This is a genomic window from Bradyrhizobium sp. 2TAF36 (assembly GCF_052114925.1).
In the GTDB taxonomy this organism is placed as follows: Bacteria; Pseudomonadota; Alphaproteobacteria; order Rhizobiales; family Xanthobacteraceae; genus Bradyrhizobium; species Bradyrhizobium barranii.
On record NZ_JBFRFR010000013.1, the window covers coordinates 1 to 20,154 of the forward strand.

At 65.2% G+C, this 20,154-nt stretch carries 17 protein-coding genes and 1 pseudogene; 10 read left to right on the plus strand and 8 right to left on the minus strand.

Features of this window, described 5'->3' with window-relative positions; translation table 11 throughout:
• The 4 genes and pseudogenes from AB4Z51_RS09685 to AB4Z51_RS09700 form a co-directional block, all read left to right on the plus strand.
• Positions 1-115 (plus strand): annotated as a pseudogene (locus AB4Z51_RS09685) (IS110-like element ISMex17 family transposase); the annotation flags it as partial.
• Positions 116-246: 131 nt separating this feature from the next.
• Entirely contained in the window at positions 247-1,641 is a 1,395-nt protein-coding gene (locus AB4Z51_RS09690; RefSeq protein ID WP_441497369.1) for an MATE family efflux transporter, read from the plus strand.
• A 22-nt stretch (positions 1,642-1,663) separates the two neighbouring features.
• Positions 1,664-2,314 (plus strand): 2-hydroxychromene-2-carboxylate isomerase, encoded by a 651-nt coding sequence (locus AB4Z51_RS09695; protein ID WP_441497332.1) that lies wholly within the window; start codon positions 1,664-1,666, stop codon positions 2,312-2,314.
• A 143-nt stretch (positions 2,315-2,457) separates the two neighbouring features.
• Entirely contained in the window at positions 2,458-3,771 is a 1,314-nt protein-coding gene (locus AB4Z51_RS09700; RefSeq protein ID WP_441497333.1) for an SMI1/KNR4 family protein, read from the plus strand.
• Between the two features lie 64 nt (positions 3,772-3,835).
• On the opposite strand, the gene AB4Z51_RS09705 is transcribed toward AB4Z51_RS09700, so the two are convergent.
• On the minus strand, positions 3,836-4,951 hold the full coding sequence (locus AB4Z51_RS09705) for an FUSC family protein (RefSeq protein ID WP_071908952.1): 1,116 nt from the start codon (positions 4,949-4,951) through the stop codon (positions 3,836-3,838).
• Positions 4,952-5,075: 124 nt separating this feature from the next.
• Here AB4Z51_RS09705 and AB4Z51_RS09710 point away from each other — a divergent pair, with 124 nt between their 5' ends.
• Positions 5,076-6,443 (plus strand): MmgE/PrpD family protein, encoded by a 1,368-nt coding sequence (locus tag AB4Z51_RS09710; RefSeq protein WP_441497334.1) that lies wholly within the window; start codon positions 5,076-5,078, stop codon positions 6,441-6,443.
• A gap of 200 nt (positions 6,444-6,643) precedes the next feature.
• Here the strand turns inward: AB4Z51_RS09710 and AB4Z51_RS09715 are convergent, their stop codons facing one another.
• The 3 genes from AB4Z51_RS09715 to AB4Z51_RS09725 form a co-directional block, all read right to left on the minus strand.
• Positions 6,644-8,071, minus strand: coding sequence for a serine hydrolase domain-containing protein (locus AB4Z51_RS09715; protein ID WP_441497335.1), 1,428 nt, complete (start codon positions 8,069-8,071; stop codon positions 6,644-6,646).
• 142 nt (positions 8,072-8,213) lie between these two features.
• A complete protein-coding gene (locus AB4Z51_RS09720; RefSeq protein ID WP_441497370.1) occupies positions 8,214-9,278 on the minus strand; it encodes a helix-turn-helix domain-containing protein in 1,065 nt (354 codons plus the stop codon).
• 62 nt (positions 9,279-9,340) lie between these two features.
• Positions 9,341-9,913 carry a GNAT family N-acetyltransferase gene (locus tag AB4Z51_RS09725; protein ID WP_441497336.1) on the minus strand — a complete coding sequence of 191 codons (573 nt, stop codon included), beginning with the start codon at positions 9,911-9,913 and terminating at the stop codon, positions 9,341-9,343.
• Positions 9,914-9,977: 64 nt separating this feature from the next.
• Here AB4Z51_RS09725 and AB4Z51_RS09730 point away from each other — a divergent pair, with 64 nt between their 5' ends.
• The 3 genes from AB4Z51_RS09730 to AB4Z51_RS09740 all read left to right on the plus strand — a co-directional run bounded on the left by AB4Z51_RS09730 (position 9,978) and on the right by AB4Z51_RS09740 (position 14,408).
• Positions 9,978-10,895 (plus strand): pirin family protein, encoded by a 918-nt coding sequence (locus AB4Z51_RS09730; RefSeq protein ID WP_441497337.1) that lies wholly within the window; start codon positions 9,978-9,980, stop codon positions 10,893-10,895.
• Between the two features lie 78 nt (positions 10,896-10,973).
• Entirely contained in the window at positions 10,974-11,888 is a 915-nt protein-coding gene (locus tag AB4Z51_RS09735) for a phosphoribosylaminoimidazolesuccinocarboxamide synthase (RefSeq protein WP_085405113.1), read from the plus strand.
• 303 nt (positions 11,889-12,191) lie between these two features.
• Positions 12,192-14,408, plus strand: a complete 2,217-nt coding sequence (locus tag AB4Z51_RS09740; RefSeq protein ID WP_441497338.1) for an SLC26A/SulP transporter family protein — start codon at positions 12,192-12,194, stop codon at positions 14,406-14,408.
• 174 nt (positions 14,409-14,582) lie between these two features.
• Here the strand turns inward: AB4Z51_RS09740 and AB4Z51_RS09745 are convergent, their stop codons facing one another.
• A complete protein-coding gene (locus tag AB4Z51_RS09745) occupies positions 14,583-14,807 on the minus strand; it encodes a nuclear transport factor 2 family protein (protein WP_441497339.1) in 225 nt (74 codons plus the stop codon).
• 8 nt (positions 14,808-14,815) lie between these two features.
• Positions 14,816-15,736 (minus strand): NAD(P)H-binding protein, encoded by a 921-nt coding sequence (locus AB4Z51_RS09750; protein WP_441497340.1) that lies wholly within the window; start codon positions 15,734-15,736, stop codon positions 14,816-14,818.
• Positions 15,737-15,853: 117 nt separating this feature from the next.
• On the opposite strand from AB4Z51_RS09750, the gene AB4Z51_RS09755 reads away from it, so the two are divergent.
• Positions 15,854-16,666, plus strand: coding sequence for a helix-turn-helix transcriptional regulator (locus AB4Z51_RS09755; RefSeq protein WP_441497341.1), 813 nt, complete (start codon positions 15,854-15,856; stop codon positions 16,664-16,666).
• 12 nt (positions 16,667-16,678) lie between these two features.
• Here the strand turns inward: AB4Z51_RS09755 and AB4Z51_RS09760 are convergent, their stop codons facing one another.
• Positions 16,679-18,172 carry an NAD-dependent succinate-semialdehyde dehydrogenase gene (locus tag AB4Z51_RS09760; RefSeq protein ID WP_441497342.1) on the minus strand — a complete coding sequence of 498 codons (1,494 nt, stop codon included), beginning with the start codon at positions 18,170-18,172 and terminating at the stop codon, positions 16,679-16,681.
• A gap of 112 nt (positions 18,173-18,284) precedes the next feature.
• Positions 18,285-18,605: a hypothetical protein gene (locus tag AB4Z51_RS09765; RefSeq protein ID WP_028150598.1), complete on the minus strand. Its 321-nt coding sequence runs from the start codon at positions 18,603-18,605 to the stop codon at positions 18,285-18,287.
• 345 nt (positions 18,606-18,950) lie between these two features.
• Here AB4Z51_RS09765 and AB4Z51_RS09770 point away from each other — a divergent pair, with 345 nt between their 5' ends.
• Positions 18,951-20,144: a serine hydrolase domain-containing protein gene (locus tag AB4Z51_RS09770; RefSeq protein ID WP_441497343.1), complete on the plus strand. Its 1,194-nt coding sequence runs from the start codon at positions 18,951-18,953 to the stop codon at positions 20,142-20,144.
• Positions 20,145-20,154 lie beyond the last annotated feature (10 nt).

The following is a 20,154-nucleotide window of genomic DNA, read 5'->3' on the forward strand; positions in this document are numbered from 1 at the left end:
GCGCCTCGTGGCCAATGGAAAGCCGAAGCTCGTTGCCCTGATCGCCGTCGCCCGCAAGCTGCTGACCATCCTCAATGTCATGATCAGGACGAAAACACCATGGCAACCCGCTTGACAGCGAACACAGTCGCTCACCCGTCTCGCCGCTGCGCGGCGAGCCACCCTCTCCCACAAGGGGAGAGGGTGAAGAAGCATCTCGCACTCGGGGCCATGTTTTCGACGTGCGGCTGTGCTATTGCAACCGCCATGCTCGACACCGTGCAACCTCGTCCGCAGCCGCAAGCCGGCGTGCCGCAAAACCATCTCGCCGAAGAGTTCGTCGAGACGCTGCGGCTGGCCGTGCCGATGATGCTGACGCAGCTCGGGCAGATCGCGATGATCACGACCGATCTCGCGCTGATCGGGCGGCTCGGCGAGGATGCGGTCGCGGCCGCCGCGCTGGCGCACACCGTCTATTTCGTCAGCTTCACCTTCGGGCTCGGATTGATGGCCGCGGTGTCGCCGCTGGCCGCGCAGGCGTTCGGCGCCGGCGACGTCAAGCGCATCCGCCGCTCCCTGCGCGCCGGCCTGTGGATCGCACTCCTGATCTCGCTGCCGATGATGGCCTCGCCGCTCTATGGCGAGCGCATCCTGCTGGCGCTCGGACAGGCGCCGCAATCGGCCGCGCTCGCGCAGCGCTATCTGAACGGGCTGGCCTGGGGCATCGCGCCGGCGCTGGGCTTCATCGCGTTGCGCAGCATGATGAGCGCGGTGAACCGGCCGCAGCCGCCGCTGTGGATCACCGTTGCAGCGATCCCCGCCAACGCGGCGCTGGTCTATTGCCTGATCCACGGCCTGTTCGGCCTGCCGGAGCTAGGCCTGTTCGGCGCGGGGCTTGCGACCACGCTCGTCAATCTCGGCACCTTCCTTGCCGTGCTCGCCATCGCCGCATGGCGAAAGCCGTTCGCGGACTACCGCCCGCTCGCTCATCTGTGGCGGATCGACTGGCCCCTGATGCGCCAGCTCATCGCGGTCGGCGCGCCGATCTCGTTTTCCCTGCTGCTGGAATATGGCCTGTTCTCGTCCGCCGCGCTGCTGATGGGATTGATCTCGACCACGGCGCTTGCCGCGCACCAAATCGCGCTCCAGGTCACGGCCGTGCTGTTCATGGTCCCACTTGGCATCGGCATGGCGGCGACGGTCCGTGTCGGCCATGCTTTCGGCCGCGACGACCCGGCCGCGGTGAGGCGCGCGGGCCTTGTCGCGGCGGTGCTTGGCGTAGCGTTGGTCTCGGCCCTGACCGTTGCCATCATCCTCGGCCGCTACGAGCTCGGACGGCTGTTCTTCGGGAGCAGCGAGGCCAGCGCGGCCACTGTCGAGCTGACGGCGACCCTGCTGCTGGTCGGCGCGACCTTCTTCATCGCCGACGGCCTCCAGACCATCATGGCCGGCGCGCTGCGCGGCATCAACGATACAAGGATGACGTTGCTGTTCGCGGCGATCGGCTATTGGTGCGTCGCCTTTCCCATCGCCTGGGTGCTGGCCTTCAATGCCGGGCTCGGCGCGGTCGGCGTCTGGATCGGGTTCTCGATCGGCACGTTCGTCTATGCCGGCCTCCTGATCTTGCGCTTCCGCATGCTGACGCGCAGACTGGCGGGATGATCGGGATCATGGAGCCGGTGCGATGACCCTGTCCGTGGACCTCTTCTACTCCTACCGCAGTCCTTTCAGCTATCTGGCGCTGCCGAAGACGCTCAAGCTCGTCGAAGAGTACGATCTCGCGGTGAATTTGCGGCCGGTCTATCCGCTCGCCGTCCGCGTGCCCGGCTTCTTCAAGAAGGCCAGCCCGAACTTCATTCGCTATGTGGTGCTCGACAGCACGCGCGTGGCGCAGCACGAGGGCATCCCGTTCCGCTTTCCGAGGCCCGATCCGATCGTGCAGGACAAGACGACGTTCGATGTTGCGGCCGAGCAGCCCTACATCCACCGCCTGACCCGGCTGGGCGCGATGGCGCAGCTCGAAGGCCGCTCGCTCGCATTCACTGACGCGATCGCGCGCGTGCTGTGGGACGGCTCGGTGGCGGGCTGGAACGAGGGCGATCATCTCGCGCGCGCCACTGAAGCGGCCGGCTTCGATCTCGCCGCGATGGATGAAGCGATCAGTGCCGACCCCGATCGCTACGAGCGGGTGATCACGGAGAACGAAAAGGACCACGCCGCCTCCGGTCATTGGGGCGTGCCGACCTTCGTGTTCGAGAACGAGCCGTTCTTCGGCCAGGACCGCATCGACCTGCTGGTCTGGCGCATGGTGGCCAAGGGCCTGAAAAGGCGTTGATCGTTATTTTAGACGCGTTTTCTTCACGCGAACCGCTATCCGCTTCGCTCGAAAACGCTCTTGCCGGCCGGCATGAACCGGTTTCCCTGAAACTGCGACTGAGACGTGGCGCCCCGATCCCGGCGGCGCGTTCGGAGGGTCGCATGTATCTGGCAAAGTTCTTCCACCGCGCGCCCGGCGATGACGATCGCGAATTGATGCTGGTCCCGGGCAGCGATCCCATGGTGATCGGCGTTCATATGAACTGGAAGGGCGAGCCCGACGCGAACGAATTCCTGCGCGAGGAATTTCCTGATATCGCCGGCGCCGCAGCGGCTTTCCGCCGCCATGTCGCCAAGCTGGTCGCGGCCGGCTATGTCGAGACGGATCATACCAACTACACGCTGCGCGACCTCGGGCCCAATCCGCGAGCCAAGCCGGACTGGCAGAAGGGGCTCGATGAGCTGATGATCCTGGCGCTCAGCGCGCCGATGGCCGAGCAGGCCGCGCAGCTCGACGCGCTCAAGGGCACGCCGGCCGAACATGAGCCGCTATATCTCTGGCACGCCGCTCGCCGCGGCAAGGTCGCCGGTGAAGATCTCGCACAGGCGGTGCGCTTTGCCGAACAGGCGCGCGATACGCTCGTTGCGCGGCGCGCTGCCGGGCAGCCGCATTATGCGTGGTCCATCTATGATAACGACCTCGAGGGGCGCATCCTGGAATTGTTGAGCGACGTCTATCTTCAGGCCGACAATCCCGAGGCATCACTGAAGACGATCGAGCATCTTTGCAAGACCGCCCCGAACCACACGCGCATCCTCAAGCGCGCCGAGCTGCTCTGCGGCTATTTTCCTGAGCGGCGGGAAGAGGCCTTCGACGACGCCTTTCAATGGTCGCGCTTCGGCGGCTATGAGGACATCATGGCGTTTCCCGGCTATGAGGACTACGAGGCCCAGCGCAAGGCGGGAACATCAAGCAAAGGCTGGCGCTGGAAACCCGGTACGCCGGCGAGCGAGGCGGACGTGAGCAAAGCGGAGCAGACGCTCGGCGTCCGCCTCCCCGATGACTATCGCAATTTCCTGCTGACGCGCGGCGAGACCGAATTGCTGGTGCGGCTGCCTGAATCATCGTCCGAGCTTCGCTTCTATGCGCCTGATGAACTCGCCACGCAGCTTCGCAATGTCCTGGACTTCATTGCCCACTCCGAGGACGAGCTCGAAGAGGCCTGCGCCTATTTCCGCCAGGAATACGGCGTCTCGCTGAGACACCTGGTGCCGGTTGCCGAGCCGTCGCAGCTCAGCCGCTGCCTGCTGCTCCATGTCGAGCCCGGCGAGCGCTATGGCCAGTGCTTTCAGTGGGACCATGACGGCGCGTGGGAGCTGGAGCAGCAGCAAGCGGGCCTCGATGTCGCGTTGAAGGCGCTGACCGACGGCATCGAGCGGCGCGACGCGACGCAGCTGGCGTTCTTCGATCTGTAGCCTCTTATTCTGACGCGTTTTCTTGACGCGAACCGGCAACCACTTCGCTCGAAAACGCTCTGGCTCACTCCGCCACGCGCGCGGACTTGTCGGTCGAGGCTTCCGACCATTCGCCGACGACGCGATCGAGATCGCAGAGGTTTTGGTGCATCTGCTCCAGCGAGAAGCCGATCGCGAAGAAGCGCTCGGCGGTGTCGCCGGGCTGGCCGCGGATCAGGCCGTCATGACGGACGGCGGCGACGGCCTCGGCATAATGCTGGAGCGCGACGTGGACCGGATGGATCGCCGGCGCACCGGCGCCCTCGCGCAAGGCAGCTGCGGCGGAGCGAAGGAATCGCGCGATCACGGTCGAGACTTCCGTCAGCGGGGCTGCAAGCCGCATCTGCACCTCGGCCGGCAGCGGCACCACCGTGGCACGGCCGATCATCACGACGTCATGGCGCAGCCGCAGCACCGTGCGCAGCAGCGGGCCGGTGTCGGGCCCGCTCGACAGTCGCACGGAGCGCTCACGCTCGGCTTCGGCGCCGATCGCGTTCATGCCCACCATTGCCGTGCCGATGCCGTCCTGGATCCGGTGCAGCGCGTCGTTGTCGCGGCCGCGCGTGAGCCCCGCGAGCAGTTCGGTGAAGGCATCCGCGATCAGTTCGAGCAGCGTGGCCGCGCTGGCGCGGATCTGCCGCACGGCGCGGGACGGCAGCACCAGGAATGAGACCAGCAGGCCAGTGATGGCGCCGACCCCGACCTCGCTGACGCGGTCGATCGCCGACGCCAGGGGATCGGAATGATGCATGGTCGGAACCAGCAGCACGATGATCGCCGTCACCGTGGCGGCGTTGAGGCTTGGGTTGATCGCAGCCACGAAGGCGAGCGGCGCGACCGCCAGCACCAGCAGCCCCAACAGGCCCACCTCGGTGGAATAAGGGATCAGGATCGCGATGGCGCCGCCATAGATGGCGCCGCCGATCGTGCCGAGCACGTAGTCGCGCGTCGCCTTCAGCGAGCGGCCGACGCTCATCTGGGTCACGATCAGCGAAGTCAGGACCGCCCAGAGCGGCAGCAACAGATGCAGCGCGGTGGCGATCGCATAGGCCGCCACCGCGGCCACCGTGACCCGGATCGCCAGCCCCAGCTGCGTCCGCCGTGATCGGATCCGGTCGAACATTTGTCTTGCGAGTGCCATCGTCGAATGTCCCGATCCGATCCTCTTGGAGCCTGCCAAAAGCATGGCTGATGCCCGCGGCCCCAAGGCCGCTTGAAAGGCCAAATCAGCCCGCCTAACTTGCGCGCCAAAACGAGGAAACACGATGGCTCACGAAACCGCAACGCTCGCCGCCTATGTCGTTAATCTGACATACCAGGATATTCCGGCGGAGGTGCTGGATCGCGTCAAGGTGCTGACGCTGGACTTCCTCGGCAGTGCTATCCGGGCCCGCAGCGAGGCGGAATCCACCCCCTCGATCCTGAAGATGCTGGAAGCGCTCGCGCTCGACACCAAGGGCGAGTCCACCGTGTTCGGCGACAGCAAGACCTGGACGCCGGCGGTCGCCGCCCTCCTCAACGGCGCGCTCGGCCATTCCCTCGACTTCGACGACACCCACGCCGATTCCTCGCTGCATCCGAGCGCGCCGGTGGTTCCGGCCGCCTTCGCCGTCGGCGAGATGGTCGGCGCCTCGGGCCGAGACGTGCTGACCGCGATCGTCGCGGGCTATGAGGTCTGCTGCCGGCTCGGCAACGCGCTCGACCCGACCTCGCATTACGCGCGCGGCTTCCATCCGACCGCGACCGCCGGCACCTATGGCGCGGCGGCCGCCGCCGGCAAACTGTTCGGCCTGTCTGAGCAGCAGATCATCGCCGCGTTCGGCGTCTCCGGCAGCCAGGCCGCGGGCTCGCTGCAATTCCTAGTCAACGGCGCGTGGAACAAGCGCTACCAGGTCGGCGCCGCCGCGATGAATGGCGTGATCGCCGCGACGCTGGCGCGCAACGATTTCGTCGGCGCGACGGAATCGGTCGAGGGCAAGCACGGCCTGCTCGCCGGCTACACCGACGATGCGCATCCCGACAAGGCGGTGGCCGAGCTCGGCAAGACCTATGAGACCATGAAGATCGGCGTCAAACCGTATCCGAGCTGCCGCTACACCCACGCGGCGATCGATGCGCTGATCGCGATGCGGCGCGAGCACAATCTGACGCCCGATCAGGTCAAGCGCGTCGAGATCGGTTTGCATCGGAACGGCATCACCTTGACCGGCGATGCCGCGACCAAGCGGCATCCGACCTCGATCGTCGGCGGCCAGTTCTCGATGTTCTTCACCGGCGCGCTCGCGCTCGACCAGGGCTCCTTCGGCTGGGACGATTACAACCGCCTGGGCGACGCCGCCATCGACGCGCTCGCCGACAAGTTCGACGTGGTGCAGGACGACCGGCTCGAGGTCGGCCGCACTCATCCGTTCGGCGCGCGCGTCAGCATCACGACGGACGATGGCGTGCATGAGCGGCTCTATGCCGACCCCTCGGGCGAGCCGACCTCGTTCCCCGATGCGCAGGCGATGCAGCAGAAGTTTCTGACGCTGGCGCGCCCAGTGTTGAACGCGCGCGCGGAGAAATTTGCCGACGCGATCATGACACTGGAGCGGTTCGACCGCGTGGCGAAGGCCACGGAGCTCGGGAGGTAGGAGATTCCCTCCGCGCAGACGGTGCACCCTCGCCCCTTGTGGGAGAGGGTGGATGCGCGAAGCGCAGCCGGGTGAGGGGTTCTCTCCGCGCGCGACTCTATAGCGGTCTAATTCGCGGATAGAGACCCCTCATCCGGCGCTTCGCGCCACCTTCTCCCACAAGGGGAGAAGGAAGAAGAGACCGCGCTCCGCTGCTGTCATCAATCCACCCCCGCCATTTTCCCCTTCTCGCGCGTGGCTGCCACCACATCCCGCACCAGATCGAACACGCCATCGGCTTCCGGTGGCCAGTTCGGCGAGCGGCCCAGCCGCACGATCACAAGCTGTTCCGAGGGAATGATGATCGTGTACTGCCCGATCGTGCCCTTGGCGAAGAAGGCATCGCGCGGCCAGCCGTGCTCCACGCGGAAATTCGCGCCAAAGCTGTCGCCCTGGTTGGTCCAGAAGCCGGCGCCGATGCCGACCCAGGCATTCGGCGTGGCTGACGCCGTGTAATTCACCCAGCCCTCGGGGAGGATACGCTTGCCGCCGGCGACGCCGTCATTGAGATAGAGCTGACCGAAGCGCGCCCAGTCGCGCGCGGAGGCCAGCATCTCGCTCGATCCCTCGATCGTGCCGGCACCGTCGAGCTGGAGCGTGACCTGGCGCATGCCGAGCGGCGCGAACAACTCACGGCGCGCGAAGCGCAGCGCGTCGGCGGGGTTGCCGCCGGCGGCGTTGCGGATCAGGTGCGCGAGCATGATGGTGTTGCCATCGTGATAATTCCACACCGTGCCCGGCGCGGTCGCAAGCGGCCTGCTCGCGGCATACGCGGCCATGTCGTCCTCCACGAATTTCATGCGATTGACCGGTTCGAAGGCGGAGCCAAGCGAAGCCTGCAGCGAGCTGCCGAGCGCGAGGCCCGCGGTGTGTCGCAGCAGCTGGTCGACGATGATGGCGCGGCGCGGATCATCCGGATTTGTCCACGCGGCGACCGGTGCGGGCCCGTCGAGCTTGAGCTTACCCTGGCGCACGAGAATGCCTGTTAGCGCCGAGATCACCGACTTCGTCATGGAGAAGCCGAGCAGCGGCGTCTCCGGCCCAACACCATCCGCATAGCGCTCGGCGATGACGCGGCCCGACTTCATGACGACGATGGCGCGGGTGCGGCGGGTGGGCGGCTGCGCGGGTTCGGTGAAGGCGCGATCGAGTGCGGCTGATAGCCCCTCGCTTTGCGGCGGCACGATTGAAGGTCCCGCGATCTCGGGGAGCAATGGGGGCTGTTTGTCATCCGCCGGCGGCGCGACATCGGCGATATCAGCGCCGTGCTCGAGCGTGCAGCCCAGCCCCTCGCGATAGACGGCATGGCTGCGGCCGAGGCCGAACAGCGTCACGGTGACGTCCTTGCGCACCCGGTCGATCCGGTAGTCCATCGCCCAGGTGATCAGACCCGTGCCGGGCATTGCGTCGGTGGTCTCGGTGAAGGTGCGCTGCGGATCGAGGCCGGAGACGAATGTCTCGGCGCAGAGGATGTCGGCGAGGAAGCCGGTGGCGACCTGCGGCGCGTTGCGCGCGCGAGCCGCGCCGAACGCGAGGCCGAGACAGGCGACGGCGGTGGTCAGGAGGATGATCTTGCGGCGGCGGGTCACGGGCTTTCTCCGGCTGGGGCGTGTGCCGGGAGGAAGCCGGAGCGGGCGGAGGAGTGCTCGCCGGWTTTGGAAAATGGACTGGCTGAAACTGAACCGGGCTGGTCGATTCTGGAATTTCGGCGTGATTGGAAAGGGTTAGAACTTACGCCGCACTCACCTTGAGCCGCCGGTATTCCGTCGGCGTCACGCCCGTCACCGCCTTGAAGGCGCGGTTGAAGGGACCGAGCGACTGGAAGCCGGCATCCATCGCGATGGTGATGACGGGGACCTCGGCCTGCGCGGGATCGGCGAGCGCGGCCTTGGCTTCCTCGATCCGGTGGTTGTTCAGGAACACATTGAAATTGCGGTAGCCGAGCCGCTGGTTGATCAGCCGGCGCAGCCTGTATTCGGGAATTTTCAGCCGGCCCGCCAGCACGCCGATGGTGATGTTCTCCTGCCGATAGATCCGCTCGTCCGCCATCAGCCGCATCAGGGCATCGATCAGCTTCTGGTCGGCGGCTTCATCGGTGGCTGTGGGATGGCTCAGAATGACCGCTGGCGTGACGCCCGTATTCGCCGGAAACAGGTCGGCACCATCGACGCGCATCATCGCGGTGGCGATGGCCGCGACGACGCAGGCCAGTACGCCGGCATTGATGGTGTTGGCGACATCGCCGACGTCGCTGCCGGCGACGGCAATCTGGAGCAGTGCGTTGAGTCCGCCATAGAGCGCGGCGGCGCAGACGATGAAGACGCGGGCACGCCGCCGGCGCTCGACCAGATCGGCCGGCCACGAGGCGATCGTCTGCCGCACCGCGAGCGCGATGAAGCCGAGCACGATCAGGTTCACCACGGTGACGGAGAACCGCACATGGCCGCCCGGCGCGATCCAGACGCACCCGGCGAAGCTGAACGCGGTCACCAGCGCCCAGATCAATCCATGCCACGAGCGCAGGCGAAATTCGTCGTCGAACAGCGCGCGCGTGAACAGCCAGAACACCACGATATTGCCGGTCGACAGTGCGATCAGCGGCGCATGCCAGGCCGGCACCAGCGACGTCACGCCGACCGAATAGCTCACCGCATGCGCGGCCGAGCCGAGCGCGAAGGCCGCGCCGAGCCGAGCCGCCAGCACGTTGCGGAAGTCCGAGAACAACGATGCCGCCAACACCAACAGCAGCGCCACGGCGCTGGCGCGAAAGGCAAGTTCGAGATTGGCAAGCAGCATCCGGTCGACCCGATCGCGCACGCACGCGCGTGACGCGAACCTAGTTCAGATCAAAGACCGATTCAATTTCGCCGGGTCCACGCGGCGCGCGACGTGATCCAGGCGTCAGCCGGTTTGCCGAACAGATCGATCTCGCGCTCCTTCCGGGCGCCCAGGCTGCGCGCCACGCCCTGCGACGGCGTATTCGTGCTCTCGATACAGTGCATGATCTCGTCGATCTCAAAGCTGTCGAACACCCAGTCGATCGACGCGCTGGTCGCTTCCACCGCATAACCTTTGCCGCGGAATTCCTTGGCGATGCCCCACCCGACCTCGAAGCCGGGCCAGCCCGGCGGGCACCACGGACCAACCCGCCCGATGTAGCTGCCGCTCGATTTCTCCTCGACCGCAAACATGCCGAAGCCGTGGAGCGCCCAGTGCCCGGAGATCACGGCCGCGTTACGCCAGCCGGCAATCTCGGTCGTGACCGGCTTGCCGTCGGCGGCGATGAATCGGGCGGTGCCGGGATCGGACAGCATCGCGGCGTTCGGCGCAATATCGCCCGCGCGCCATGGCCGCAGGATCAAATGTTCCGTCTCGATTCGGGGGCCTGTGACCTCGAGCAGCCTGGCGCCTGGCTTGAGCGGTGGGATCATCGGTCTTCTCCCGTTCCCGACATTGTTCTGTTACGATCATACCAGCAAGAAACAGGAGACCACCATGAGCTGGCAACCCTCGAACGATCCCGTGCTCGGCGATCCCATGTCCTGCGACGCACTCGATCTCGTCATCGTGCCACGCACCCGCGACCTCGGCGACGGATTCGTGGTGCGGCGCGCGCTGCCGCATGGCAGGCGGCAGATGGTCGGGCCCTTCATCTTCTTCGATCATTTCGGCCCGGTGCAGTTCGTCTCCGGCAAGGGCATGGACGTGCGGCCGCATCCGCATATCGGGCTTGCCACCGTCACCTATCTGTTCGACGGCTCGATCATGCATCGCGACAGCGAGGGCAACGTCCAGGAGATCGCGCCCGGCGCGATGAATCTGATGACCGCCGGCCGCGGCATCGCCCATTCCGAGCGTACGCCGGACGCGCAGCGCGCCTCGGGCCAGCAGATGCTCGGCCTGCAAAGCTGGATCGCGCTGCCGGCCGGATCCGAAGAGATCGCGCCGTCGTTCCAGCATTACGGCGCGGGCGATCTGCCGATGATTTCCGAGCGCGATTTCACCGCGCGGGTGATCGCGGGCTCCGCCTTCGGCATCACCTCGCCGGTGACGATGGTCTCGCCCTGGTTCTACACCGAGGTCACGGCGGTCGCGGGCGCCAGCGTGCCGCTCGACCCCGACCACGAGGAGCGCGCCATCTACGTCGTCGACGGCGAGGTCGAGATCGCGAACGAGCGTTATGAGGGGCCGCGGCTGCTGATCTTCCGGCCCGGCGACCGCATCACCGTGAAGGCGCTGAAGGCAACGCGCATGATGTTTCTCGGTGGCGATGCATTGGAAGGCCCGCGCCACATCTGGTGGAATTTCGTCTCCTCCAGCAAGGAGCGGATCGAGCAGGCCAAGCAGGACTGGAAAACCGGCCGCTTCGCCGCAGTTCCGCAGGAACATGAGTTCATTCCGCTGCCGGAATAGGCTATCCCGATTTAGGCCGTACCATCCAGTGCGGCCTGAATCTCCTGTCCGATGGACTTGTCTGCGAAGGCCCTGCCGATGACCGCCATGCTCTCCAGTGACCTGCCCCTGCCCAAGATCGGACGCGGCAAGGTGCGCGATATCTACGCCGTCGACGACGACCGGCTGCTGCTCGTCACCACCGACCGCATCAGCGCCTTCGACGTCGTGATGGGCGAGACCATCCCGATGAAGGGTGCGGTGCTGACCCAGATCAGCGCATTCTGGTTCAACGAGCTCGAAGGCGTGGTGCCGCATCACATGATCAGCGCCGACGCCGACGAGATCATTGCCGCCGTGCCGGCCTTGAAGCCGCATCGCGCCGAGATCCTCGGCCGCGCCATGCTGTCGCGCCGCACCACCGTCTTCCCGATCGAATGCGTGATCCGCGGCTATCTCTCGGGCTCCGCCTGGAAGGAATATGCCGCCAGCGGCACGCTGGCCGGCGAGAAGCTGAAGGCGGGCCTCGTCGAGAGCGAGAAGCTGGAGCCTTCGATCTTCAGCCCGGCGACCAAGGCCGAGACCGGCCATGACGAGAACATCACCATCGCGAAGATGCGCGAGGTCGTCGGCGACGAGGTCGCCTACACGCTCGAGAGCATGACGCGCGCGGTCTATACGCTCGGCGAGGAGCTCGCCCGCGAGCAGGGCATCATCATCGCCGACACCAAGTTCGAGTTTGGCCGCGACAAGGACGGCCGTATCATCCTGATCGACGAAGTCATGACGCCGGATTCTTCGCGGTTCTGGGCGGTCGATGCCTACAAGCCCGGCCAGCCGCAGGCGAGCTTCGACAAGCAGCCTTTGCGCGATTATCTCGACGTCGAGCGCCACGCCGGCCGCTGGAACGGCGACGCGCCGCCGCCCCCGCTGCCCGCCAGCGTCGTGGATGCAACCAGCAAGCGCTATCTCGAAGCCTACAGGCGCGTGACGGGGAAAGAGCTGAAGATTTAAGCCCGGCTGTTTCGTCTCGCTCCGTCATCGCCCGGCTTGACCGGGCGATCCAGTACTCCGAGACGCCTGTGATTCACCGAGAAGCCGCGGCGTACTGGATTCCCCGCTTTCGCGGGGAATGACAGCGGTGAGTGTGGAGGCTTCGTTTTTTCTGTCCATCATATGGTTGACCATTCACATGTCGTGAATGGAGATCCTCACCGCAAAACTGTCGGATATTTCACAGTTACAAGAATCCAGTTGCGCTAAGCCCGTACTCGTCTACGTCTCGGGACGGGACTTTTCAGGGGCGAGCGCAACGGCGTGACCGATCCAGCAATTATTTTCAATCCGGCTTCGCGATTCAATCCGGCCCTCAAGCGTGCGTTAAATGATATATTGGGCGGAACGGCGGCCAGCGTCCTGACCGTCACCTTCGGGCTGTCCTATTCGCTGCTGATCTTCGCCGGGCCGCTCTCGCCTTACCTGTCCTACGGAATCACGGCGACGTTCGTCAGTTCCACGGTGCTTGCGGTCGTCATCGGGCTCGGCAGCTCCCTGCCCTTCGCAATTGGTGCTCCCGACAGCTCGACCGCGGCGGTGACGGGAATTCTGGCGGCCTCGGTGGTCGAACGCCTCGAGACGGCGAACCTGTCGGCACCGCTGCTCTCGCCGGTTCTGATCACGCTCGGCCTGTCGACGGTGCTGACGGGATTGGTGCTGTGCGGATTGGGCCTGACGCGGCTGGGCCGCGCCATCCGCTACGTGCCCTATCCCGTCGTCGGCGGCTTCCTCGGCGCCACCGGACTTCTCATCGCCCTGGGCGCGGTGCGGGTGATCACCAACCACCCGCTCCAGTTCACGACGCTGCAGCACTTCACCAACGGCACCACATTGCTGGAGCTGGGCGCCGCCTGCGCGATGGCGCTGGTGCTGTATCTGACCTGGCATCGCTCGCGCAGCCCGTTCGGACTGCCGATCATCCTGGTGGGCGGCGTGCTCACGGCGCATCTGGCGTTCTGGATCACCGGCGTTTCATTCGATCACGCGCGCGTCCTGGGCTGGACGTTTCAGCCGCCGCCGCAGGCGGTCTTCGTGCTGCCCTGGCACACCGACGATCTCGCCCGCTATCCCTGGTTTGCCGTGCCGGACCTGCTCGGCAACGTGGTTGCCGTCATCTTCGTCACGGCCTCGAGCACCCTGTTCAACACCACCGGCATCGAGGTTGCCGTGCATCGCGAGGCCAATCTGGAGCGCGAGCTGAACGTCACCGGCGCCGCCAATATCCTGACCGGCATGCTGGGTGGCTACGCCGGCTGCAGCTCGATCAGCCGTTCGATCCTCAATTTCTCCAGCGGCGGCCGCGGGCGCTTGTCCGGCCTCACGGTCGCGGCGCTGTCCCTGCTGATGCTTGCCGTCGCGCCCGATCTGCTCGGCTTCATCCCGAAATTCGTCATCGGTGGCCTTCTGCTCTATCTCGGTGCCGACCAGCTCCACAAATGGATCATCGAGTCGCGCAAGCGGCTCTCGAAGCTCGAATATCTCTCCCTGATCGCCATCATCGCGATCATCGTCGCCTGGGGCTTCGTCCCGGGCATCCTGATCGGCGTGATCATCGGCTGCGCGACGTTTGCGTTCAGCGCCGCACGGGTGGAGTCAATCAAATACAGTTTCGACGGCTCGGAATATCGCTCCTCGCTCGACCGCTCGCGCGACGACCAGGACGTGCTGCTGGCCCATGGCGGCAACATCCAGGGCCTGAACTTGCAGAGCTATCTGTTCTTCGGCTCCGCCAACCGGCTCTACCAGCACGTCAAGCAGCTGCTCCAGGAGCGCCCGGAGTGCCGCTATCTGCTGTTCGACTTCAAGCTCGTCACCGGCGTCGACTCCTCGGCCGCCTACAGCTTCGCCCAGATCAAGCGCAGCGCGCATGATCTCGGCGTCGAGCTGATCCTGGTGCACCTGTCGGCGGCGGCCGAGAAGGTGCTGCGCTCCAGCGACTTCGTCGGCGAGGGCGTCACCATCATTCCCGAGCTCGATCATGCGCTGGAATGGTGCGAGAACGAGATCATCTCGCAGCATCAGGGGCGGGAGCAGGAAGAAGCCAGCCTGCGCGACTGGTTCACGGGGATACTCGACAGCGAGGCCGACGCCGACGCGCTGATCCACCGCTGCCAGCGCCTCGAGGTCGAGGCCGGCGACATCATCGTGCAGGCCGGCGACCCCGCCGATTCCATGCATTTCATCCTCGACGGCCGCGTCGGCATCATGGTCCCCGCCGACGACGACCGCACCACGCGCGTGCGCAGCCTGGGGCGCTATACCACGATCGGCGAGATGGGACTGGTGTCGAACACGCCGCGCAGCGCGACGATCCAGGCCGAGGTCGCCAGCGTGCTCTACGTGCTCAACACGCTCCAGTTCGACGCGATCAGGGACGAGGACCCCGCGCTCAGCCACAAGCTGCTGACCTATTTCGTGTCGGTCATGGCCGAGCGGCTGACGTTCGCGAACAGGACGATTGCGGTGTTGCGGCGGTGACTGGTCCGTCGCCCGGATGGAGCGGAGCGCAATCCGGGCTACACGCTATTGGTCCCGCGGATTTACAAATCCATGAAGCTGCCGAATGCGGTCACCGTCCAACACCGCCATGTCGACGCCTGTGGCGGCAGGTGTTGCGGCTCCGGGCGCAGCCAGCGTCCAGCCGAACAGGACCTAATCGTGATGCGCGTTCACGTGACCGGCGAGCGTGAAGCGGAGATCCGGAAGTCTCGCCTGCAAGGCTTGCACCAGGCGCTCGATCGCATCCTTTCCAGCCACCGAGTCATTCGGATCGATATAGACGCACGCGTCGCTGAAGACTCTGTCGATCAGCAACCGGCGCTTCCCGGCATCTCTCTCGTTCCAGACCGCGATGTAGTTCTGGACGAGATTGGTCACCTGTTCACTCATTTTGCTTCCTTCCCTGTCGCACCCATGTCTGCTACTTGCGAAAGTGTGTCGCGAACCATGGTGTCCAGACTGCTCGCGGTGACGCCCAGCAGTTTCTCTGTATCGCCGGCATCGAGCAAAAGCGGCTTTTCGAACAAATAGGCCATCTCGATCCCTTCGCTGAAGCCGATGCCTTCCAGCTCAGCCGGGGCGAGTCGCGACAGGCCAGGAGCGTCGATCTTCAGCGCGGCTGCGAATCTCCGTACCAGCTCGCGCACCGACGCCGACTGCGACGGCACGTGAAAGGCGCGGCCCCATTCTCCAGTGAAGCGCGACGCTGCAACCAGCGTCTTCGCCGTGTCCTTGGTGAAAGACCAGGCATGCGCGGCATCCGGATCGCCGAGGAAGGCAACCGGCTCGTTCCTAAGCAGCGACGGCAACGCCAGCAGGGAAAAATAGGCGACTGCGCCGTCGCCGAGATAATCGCTCGCCCGCACTTCAAGGGCGGGAACGCTCGATCGCAACGCACGCTGCCACATGATGTGCCGGGTCGTGCCCTTTCGGGTGGTCGGGTCCGGCTCCATGTTTGGCGTAAGAGGGCTCGCAGCCCCCGCGCCGTAGCCATAGACATTCCCAGCCACGAGCAGCCTGGCACCAACCTGCTCGGCCGCCTTGACCGTTCCGTCCATGATCGGAAAGAAGTCGGTCGGCCAACGATGATAGGCCGCCATCGCGCACATGAAGATCGCATCCGCGCCCTTGCTGAGTACCGCCAGCTGTGCGGCATCGGTGGCATCCGACGAAACCGTACGCACATCGCCGGCATTGAGCGATCCGGCATTCCTGCTGGTCAGGATGACACTGTGCCCTTCTTCCGCCAGAAGGCGCGCGGTTTCGCGCCCGACCGGGCCGGCTCCCACAATCACGTAGTGACTCACTTGGCATCCTCATTTGTCGGGAAACGACAGATGAGTTCTTTGACGCCGGCGCCGTTGAAAATCGCGCACGATCCGCCAAATATCGAACACGTTCCGCCAAGATCTGGAGCCTGACCCATGCGTGCGAGATCGAGTTCGGCGTCAACATCGGCCGGCGCCACCGCTGCGGCCAGGCGAACCGAGCCTGACGCCGTCGCGCTGGAGCCGATCGGCGATCACCGCATCATCATCCACCTCAGCCGGGCGACGCGCTCATTCTGTCTCGAGACCGGGGAACAGTTTCTACGTCAGGCCGGCGATATCGATGTGGTTCCGTCCGGCGCCATCGGCGGCTTCGTGGCTGAGACGCCCTACCAGTCGCTTCAGATCCGGCTCGCACCAGGCATGCTGGACCACGCAGCATCAAGGAGCCGACAATTGGCAGCCGCCCGGCTCACACATCATCATATGCTGCGGAATGACCGCATCGTTCTGCTTGGACAGGCTCTCGAAAGCGACGTGAAAGCGGGCTCGCCGAGCGGCCCGTTGTTTGCCGAAAACGTGGGAATGGCCCTGGCGGTCGAATTGATCAACCTGGCGAATGATCCGCCGGGAGAGGCCATCCGCCTCTCGAACGCGCAGCTCCAGAGAGTCCTCGCCTATATCGATGCAAATTTCGACCAGCCGCTCACAATCGACATTCTCAGCCGCGAGGCCGGCGTCAGCAGCTCGCATCTGCGGACCTGGTTCAAGGCGGCCATGGATGTCACGATTCATCGCTACATCCTGAGAAGGAGAGTGGAGCACGCGCGCCAGCTCCTCCTTCAAGGCGATCGCAAGCTAAGCGATGTTGCCCTCGAAGCGGGCTTTGCCCATCAATCTCATCTGGCCAAATGGATGCGACGCGAGCTCGGACGCAGTCCCAGCGAACTGCGTCGAAGCAAGGACTGATCGGCGACGGGCCTACACCCCCGCCATCATCACGTATTTGATCTCGACATATTCTTCCATGCCGTGACGCGATCCTTCGCGCCCGAGGCCGCTTTCCTTGACGCCGCCGAAGGGGGCGACTTCGGTCGTGATCAGGCCGGTGTTGACGCCGACCATGCCGGATTCCAGCGCCTCAGCGACGCGCCAGACGCGGCCGAGATCGCGGGAGTAGAAGTACGAAGCCAAGCCAAACGGCGAGGCGTTGCACATCGCGATCACGTCGGCCTCGTCCTTGAAGCGGATCACCGGGGCGAGCGGGCCGAAGGTTTCTTCCTGCGCCACCAGCGAGTCCGGCTTGACGTCGGCAAGCACGGTCGGCTCGAAGAAGGAGCGGCCGAGCTCGCTGCGCTTGCCGCCGGTGACGACCTTGGCGCCGCGCTTCACAGCGTCCGCGATGTGACGCTCGACCTTGTCAACCGCTTTCAAATTGATCAACGGGCCCTGCGTGACGCCGCTCTCGGTGCCATCGCCGATCTTCATCGCCGCGACCTTCTTCGACAGCTTCTGCACGAACTCGTCGTAGATCTTGTCCTGGGCGTAGATGCGGTTGGCGCAGACGCAGGTCTGACCCATGTTGCGGTATTTCGAGACGATCGCGCCTTCGACCGCGGCATCGATATCGGCATCGTCGAACACCACGAACGGCGCATTGCCGCCGAGCTCGAGGCCGAGCCGCTTCACGCCGATGGCGGCCTGCTGGTAGAGGATCTTGCCGACCGCGGTCGAGCCGGTGAAGCCGACGAAGCGCACCGCCGGATGCTCGCACAGCACCTTGCCGATCGGCGGCGCGTCACCGGTGATGATGTTGAGCACGCCCTTGGGCACGCCGGCCTTCTCGGCGAGCACGGCCAGCGCCAGCGCCGAGAGCGGCGTCTCGTTGGCGGGCTTCAACACCACGGTGCAGCCGGCCGCCAGCGCCGGCGAAACCTTGCGGGTAATCATCGAGTTCGGGAAATTCCACGGCGTGATCGCGCCGCAGACGCCGATCGGCTGCTTGATCGCGAGCAGGCGCGCATCGGGCCGCTGCGTCGGGATGGTCTCGCCATAGACGCGACGGGCTTCCTCGGCGAAGAACTCGATATAGGCGGCACCGATATCGACCTCGCCGAGCGCCTCGGAGAGCGGCTTGCCCTGCTCGGAGGTGAGGATCAGCGCGAGATCCTCGCGGTTGGCGATGATCAGCTCGAACCATTTGCGCAGGATGTTGGAGCGCTGCTTGGCGGTGTGCTTGGCCCAGGCCGGAAAGGCGCGCTCGGCGGCTTCGACCGCCTTGGTCGTCTCGTCCGCACCGAGCTGCGGAACTTTCGCGAGCTCGATGCCGGTCGCGGGATTGTTCACCGCGAAGACCGGCGAGCCGACCCAGGCGCCGTCGATGTAGCAGGCCTCCTTCAGCAACGACGGATCCTTCAACCGGTCGCGCAGATTGGACGTGGCTTGCGGGGCGCGTGCGGCGGCAGTCGGGGTCATGGCGTTACTCCTCGGGGCGCGATCGGATCGGCCCCGAATATAGGGACAGACGGCGCGCAATGCACCGTCCCGCAACGCACATCTGCTGGGAGTTAAAGTGGCAACGGCGCGGTTATGCCGCGCCACTCATATAGGTCTCGCGCCGGCCGATCATGCGCTCGGCGGCCGCCTTGGCGTCGGCCTTCGAGGACGTCGCGCACGTCCGGTATTCGAGATCGGGAACGTCGGAGGTGTCGCGGCGGCCGAACCAGGATTTCGAGCCCACCGGCAGCAGCGCCAGCGCCTGTGCCAGATTGTCGACGGCGCCGAACGAATAGAGCGCGCCGGTACCGGCGATCCGGACCTCGTAAATGCCAGGCGAAATCGGCGCCTCGAGATTGTCGCCCCGTCCGGGACGGGGATAGCGCTTCCATTCGCTCCAGGTCGAAATCATCTGAGGTCCCCCGCGGCCATGAACGACCGCCAATATTTGCATCAAGTCTTAACGTTGGCCGTCGATTGGCCGCGTGCGGAAACGCCGCAACGCACAAAATGTTTCAAGTGCTTCAAACACGTGAAACATATCGCCAGAGCCCATCCACGGTCACGGTGAGTTGCGGCCATCCACCGCAGATTGTGACGGAGTGTTGCAGTTCAGCGCTCTGCTGTCCTGCGCACGCCGCGGACCGTCAAGTCACGACATCGCGACCGGCGCGGGCATCTGGACGCGCTTGCCGCGCGGACCGTGCAGGAGGACAATCATTCGCTTCCAACAATAATCAAACCGGAGGAAACGCGTATGCAAAGCAAAGCCCAGATCGACGAGATCCTGCGCCAGAAGAGCGACGCCAAGGAGATTCCCGGCGTCGTCGCGATCGCCGCCAGCGGCAACGACGTGATCTATCAAGGCGCGTTCGGCAAGCGCGACCTGTCCAAGCCCGATGCGATGACTGACGACAGCGTGTTCTGGATCGCGTCGATGACGAAGGCGGTGACTTCAGCGGCCGCGATGCAGCTCGTCGAACAGGGCAAGCTGTCGCTGGATGCGCCGATCGGTTCGGTGCTGCCCGACCTCGCCAAGCCGCAGGTGCTCGAAGGTTTTGATGCCAAGGGCGAACCGAAGCTGCGGCCGGCGAAGGGCGCGATCACGCTGCGCCAGCTCATGACCCACACCGCTGGTTTTGCTTACAATGTGTGGAACGGCGATCTCGCGGTCTATCTGGAGAAGACCGGAACCCCGAACATCTTCTCCTGCCAGGACGTCGCGCTGAAGACGCCGATCATGTCTGATCCCGGTACGCGCTGGGAATACGGCATCAACATCGACTTCGTCGGCAAGGCAGTGGAAGCCGTGAGCGGCAAGCGGCTCGATGCCTATCTGCGCGACAATCTCTTCACTCCGCTCGGTATGAGCGACACCGGCTTCAAGATCACCGACAACATGCGCCAGCGGCTGGTCGCCACCCATGCTCGCGGCGAGGATGGATCGCTGGCGCCGATCCCGTTCGAGATCGAGCAGAATCCGGAATTTTGCATGGGCGGCGGCGGCCTTTACGGCACTGCCGGCGACTACATCAAGTTCACCCAGATGATCCTCAACAAGGGCCGCGGCAACGGCAACCAGGTGCTGAAGCCCGAGACGGTCGCGCTGATGGGCCAGAACCACATCGGCGATCTCACCATTGGCAAGATGACGACGGTTGCGCCCATGTACACTAACGATGTCGATCTCTTCCCCGACATCGTGAAGAAGTGGGGGCTGTCCTTCCTGATCAATACTGCCAAGACGCCGGAGGGCCGCAGCGCCGGCAGCCTCGCCTGGGCCGGTCTCGCCAACACCTATTTCTGGATCGACCCGGCGCGCGATGTTTCCGGCGTGATCCTGATGCAGGTGTTGCCGTTCGTCGACGCCAAGTGCATCGAGGCCTTCACGGGATTCGAGCGTGGCGTGTATGCCGGGCTCGATGCGGGCAGCGGGAAGAAGGCGGCCTAACCCCTTAGTA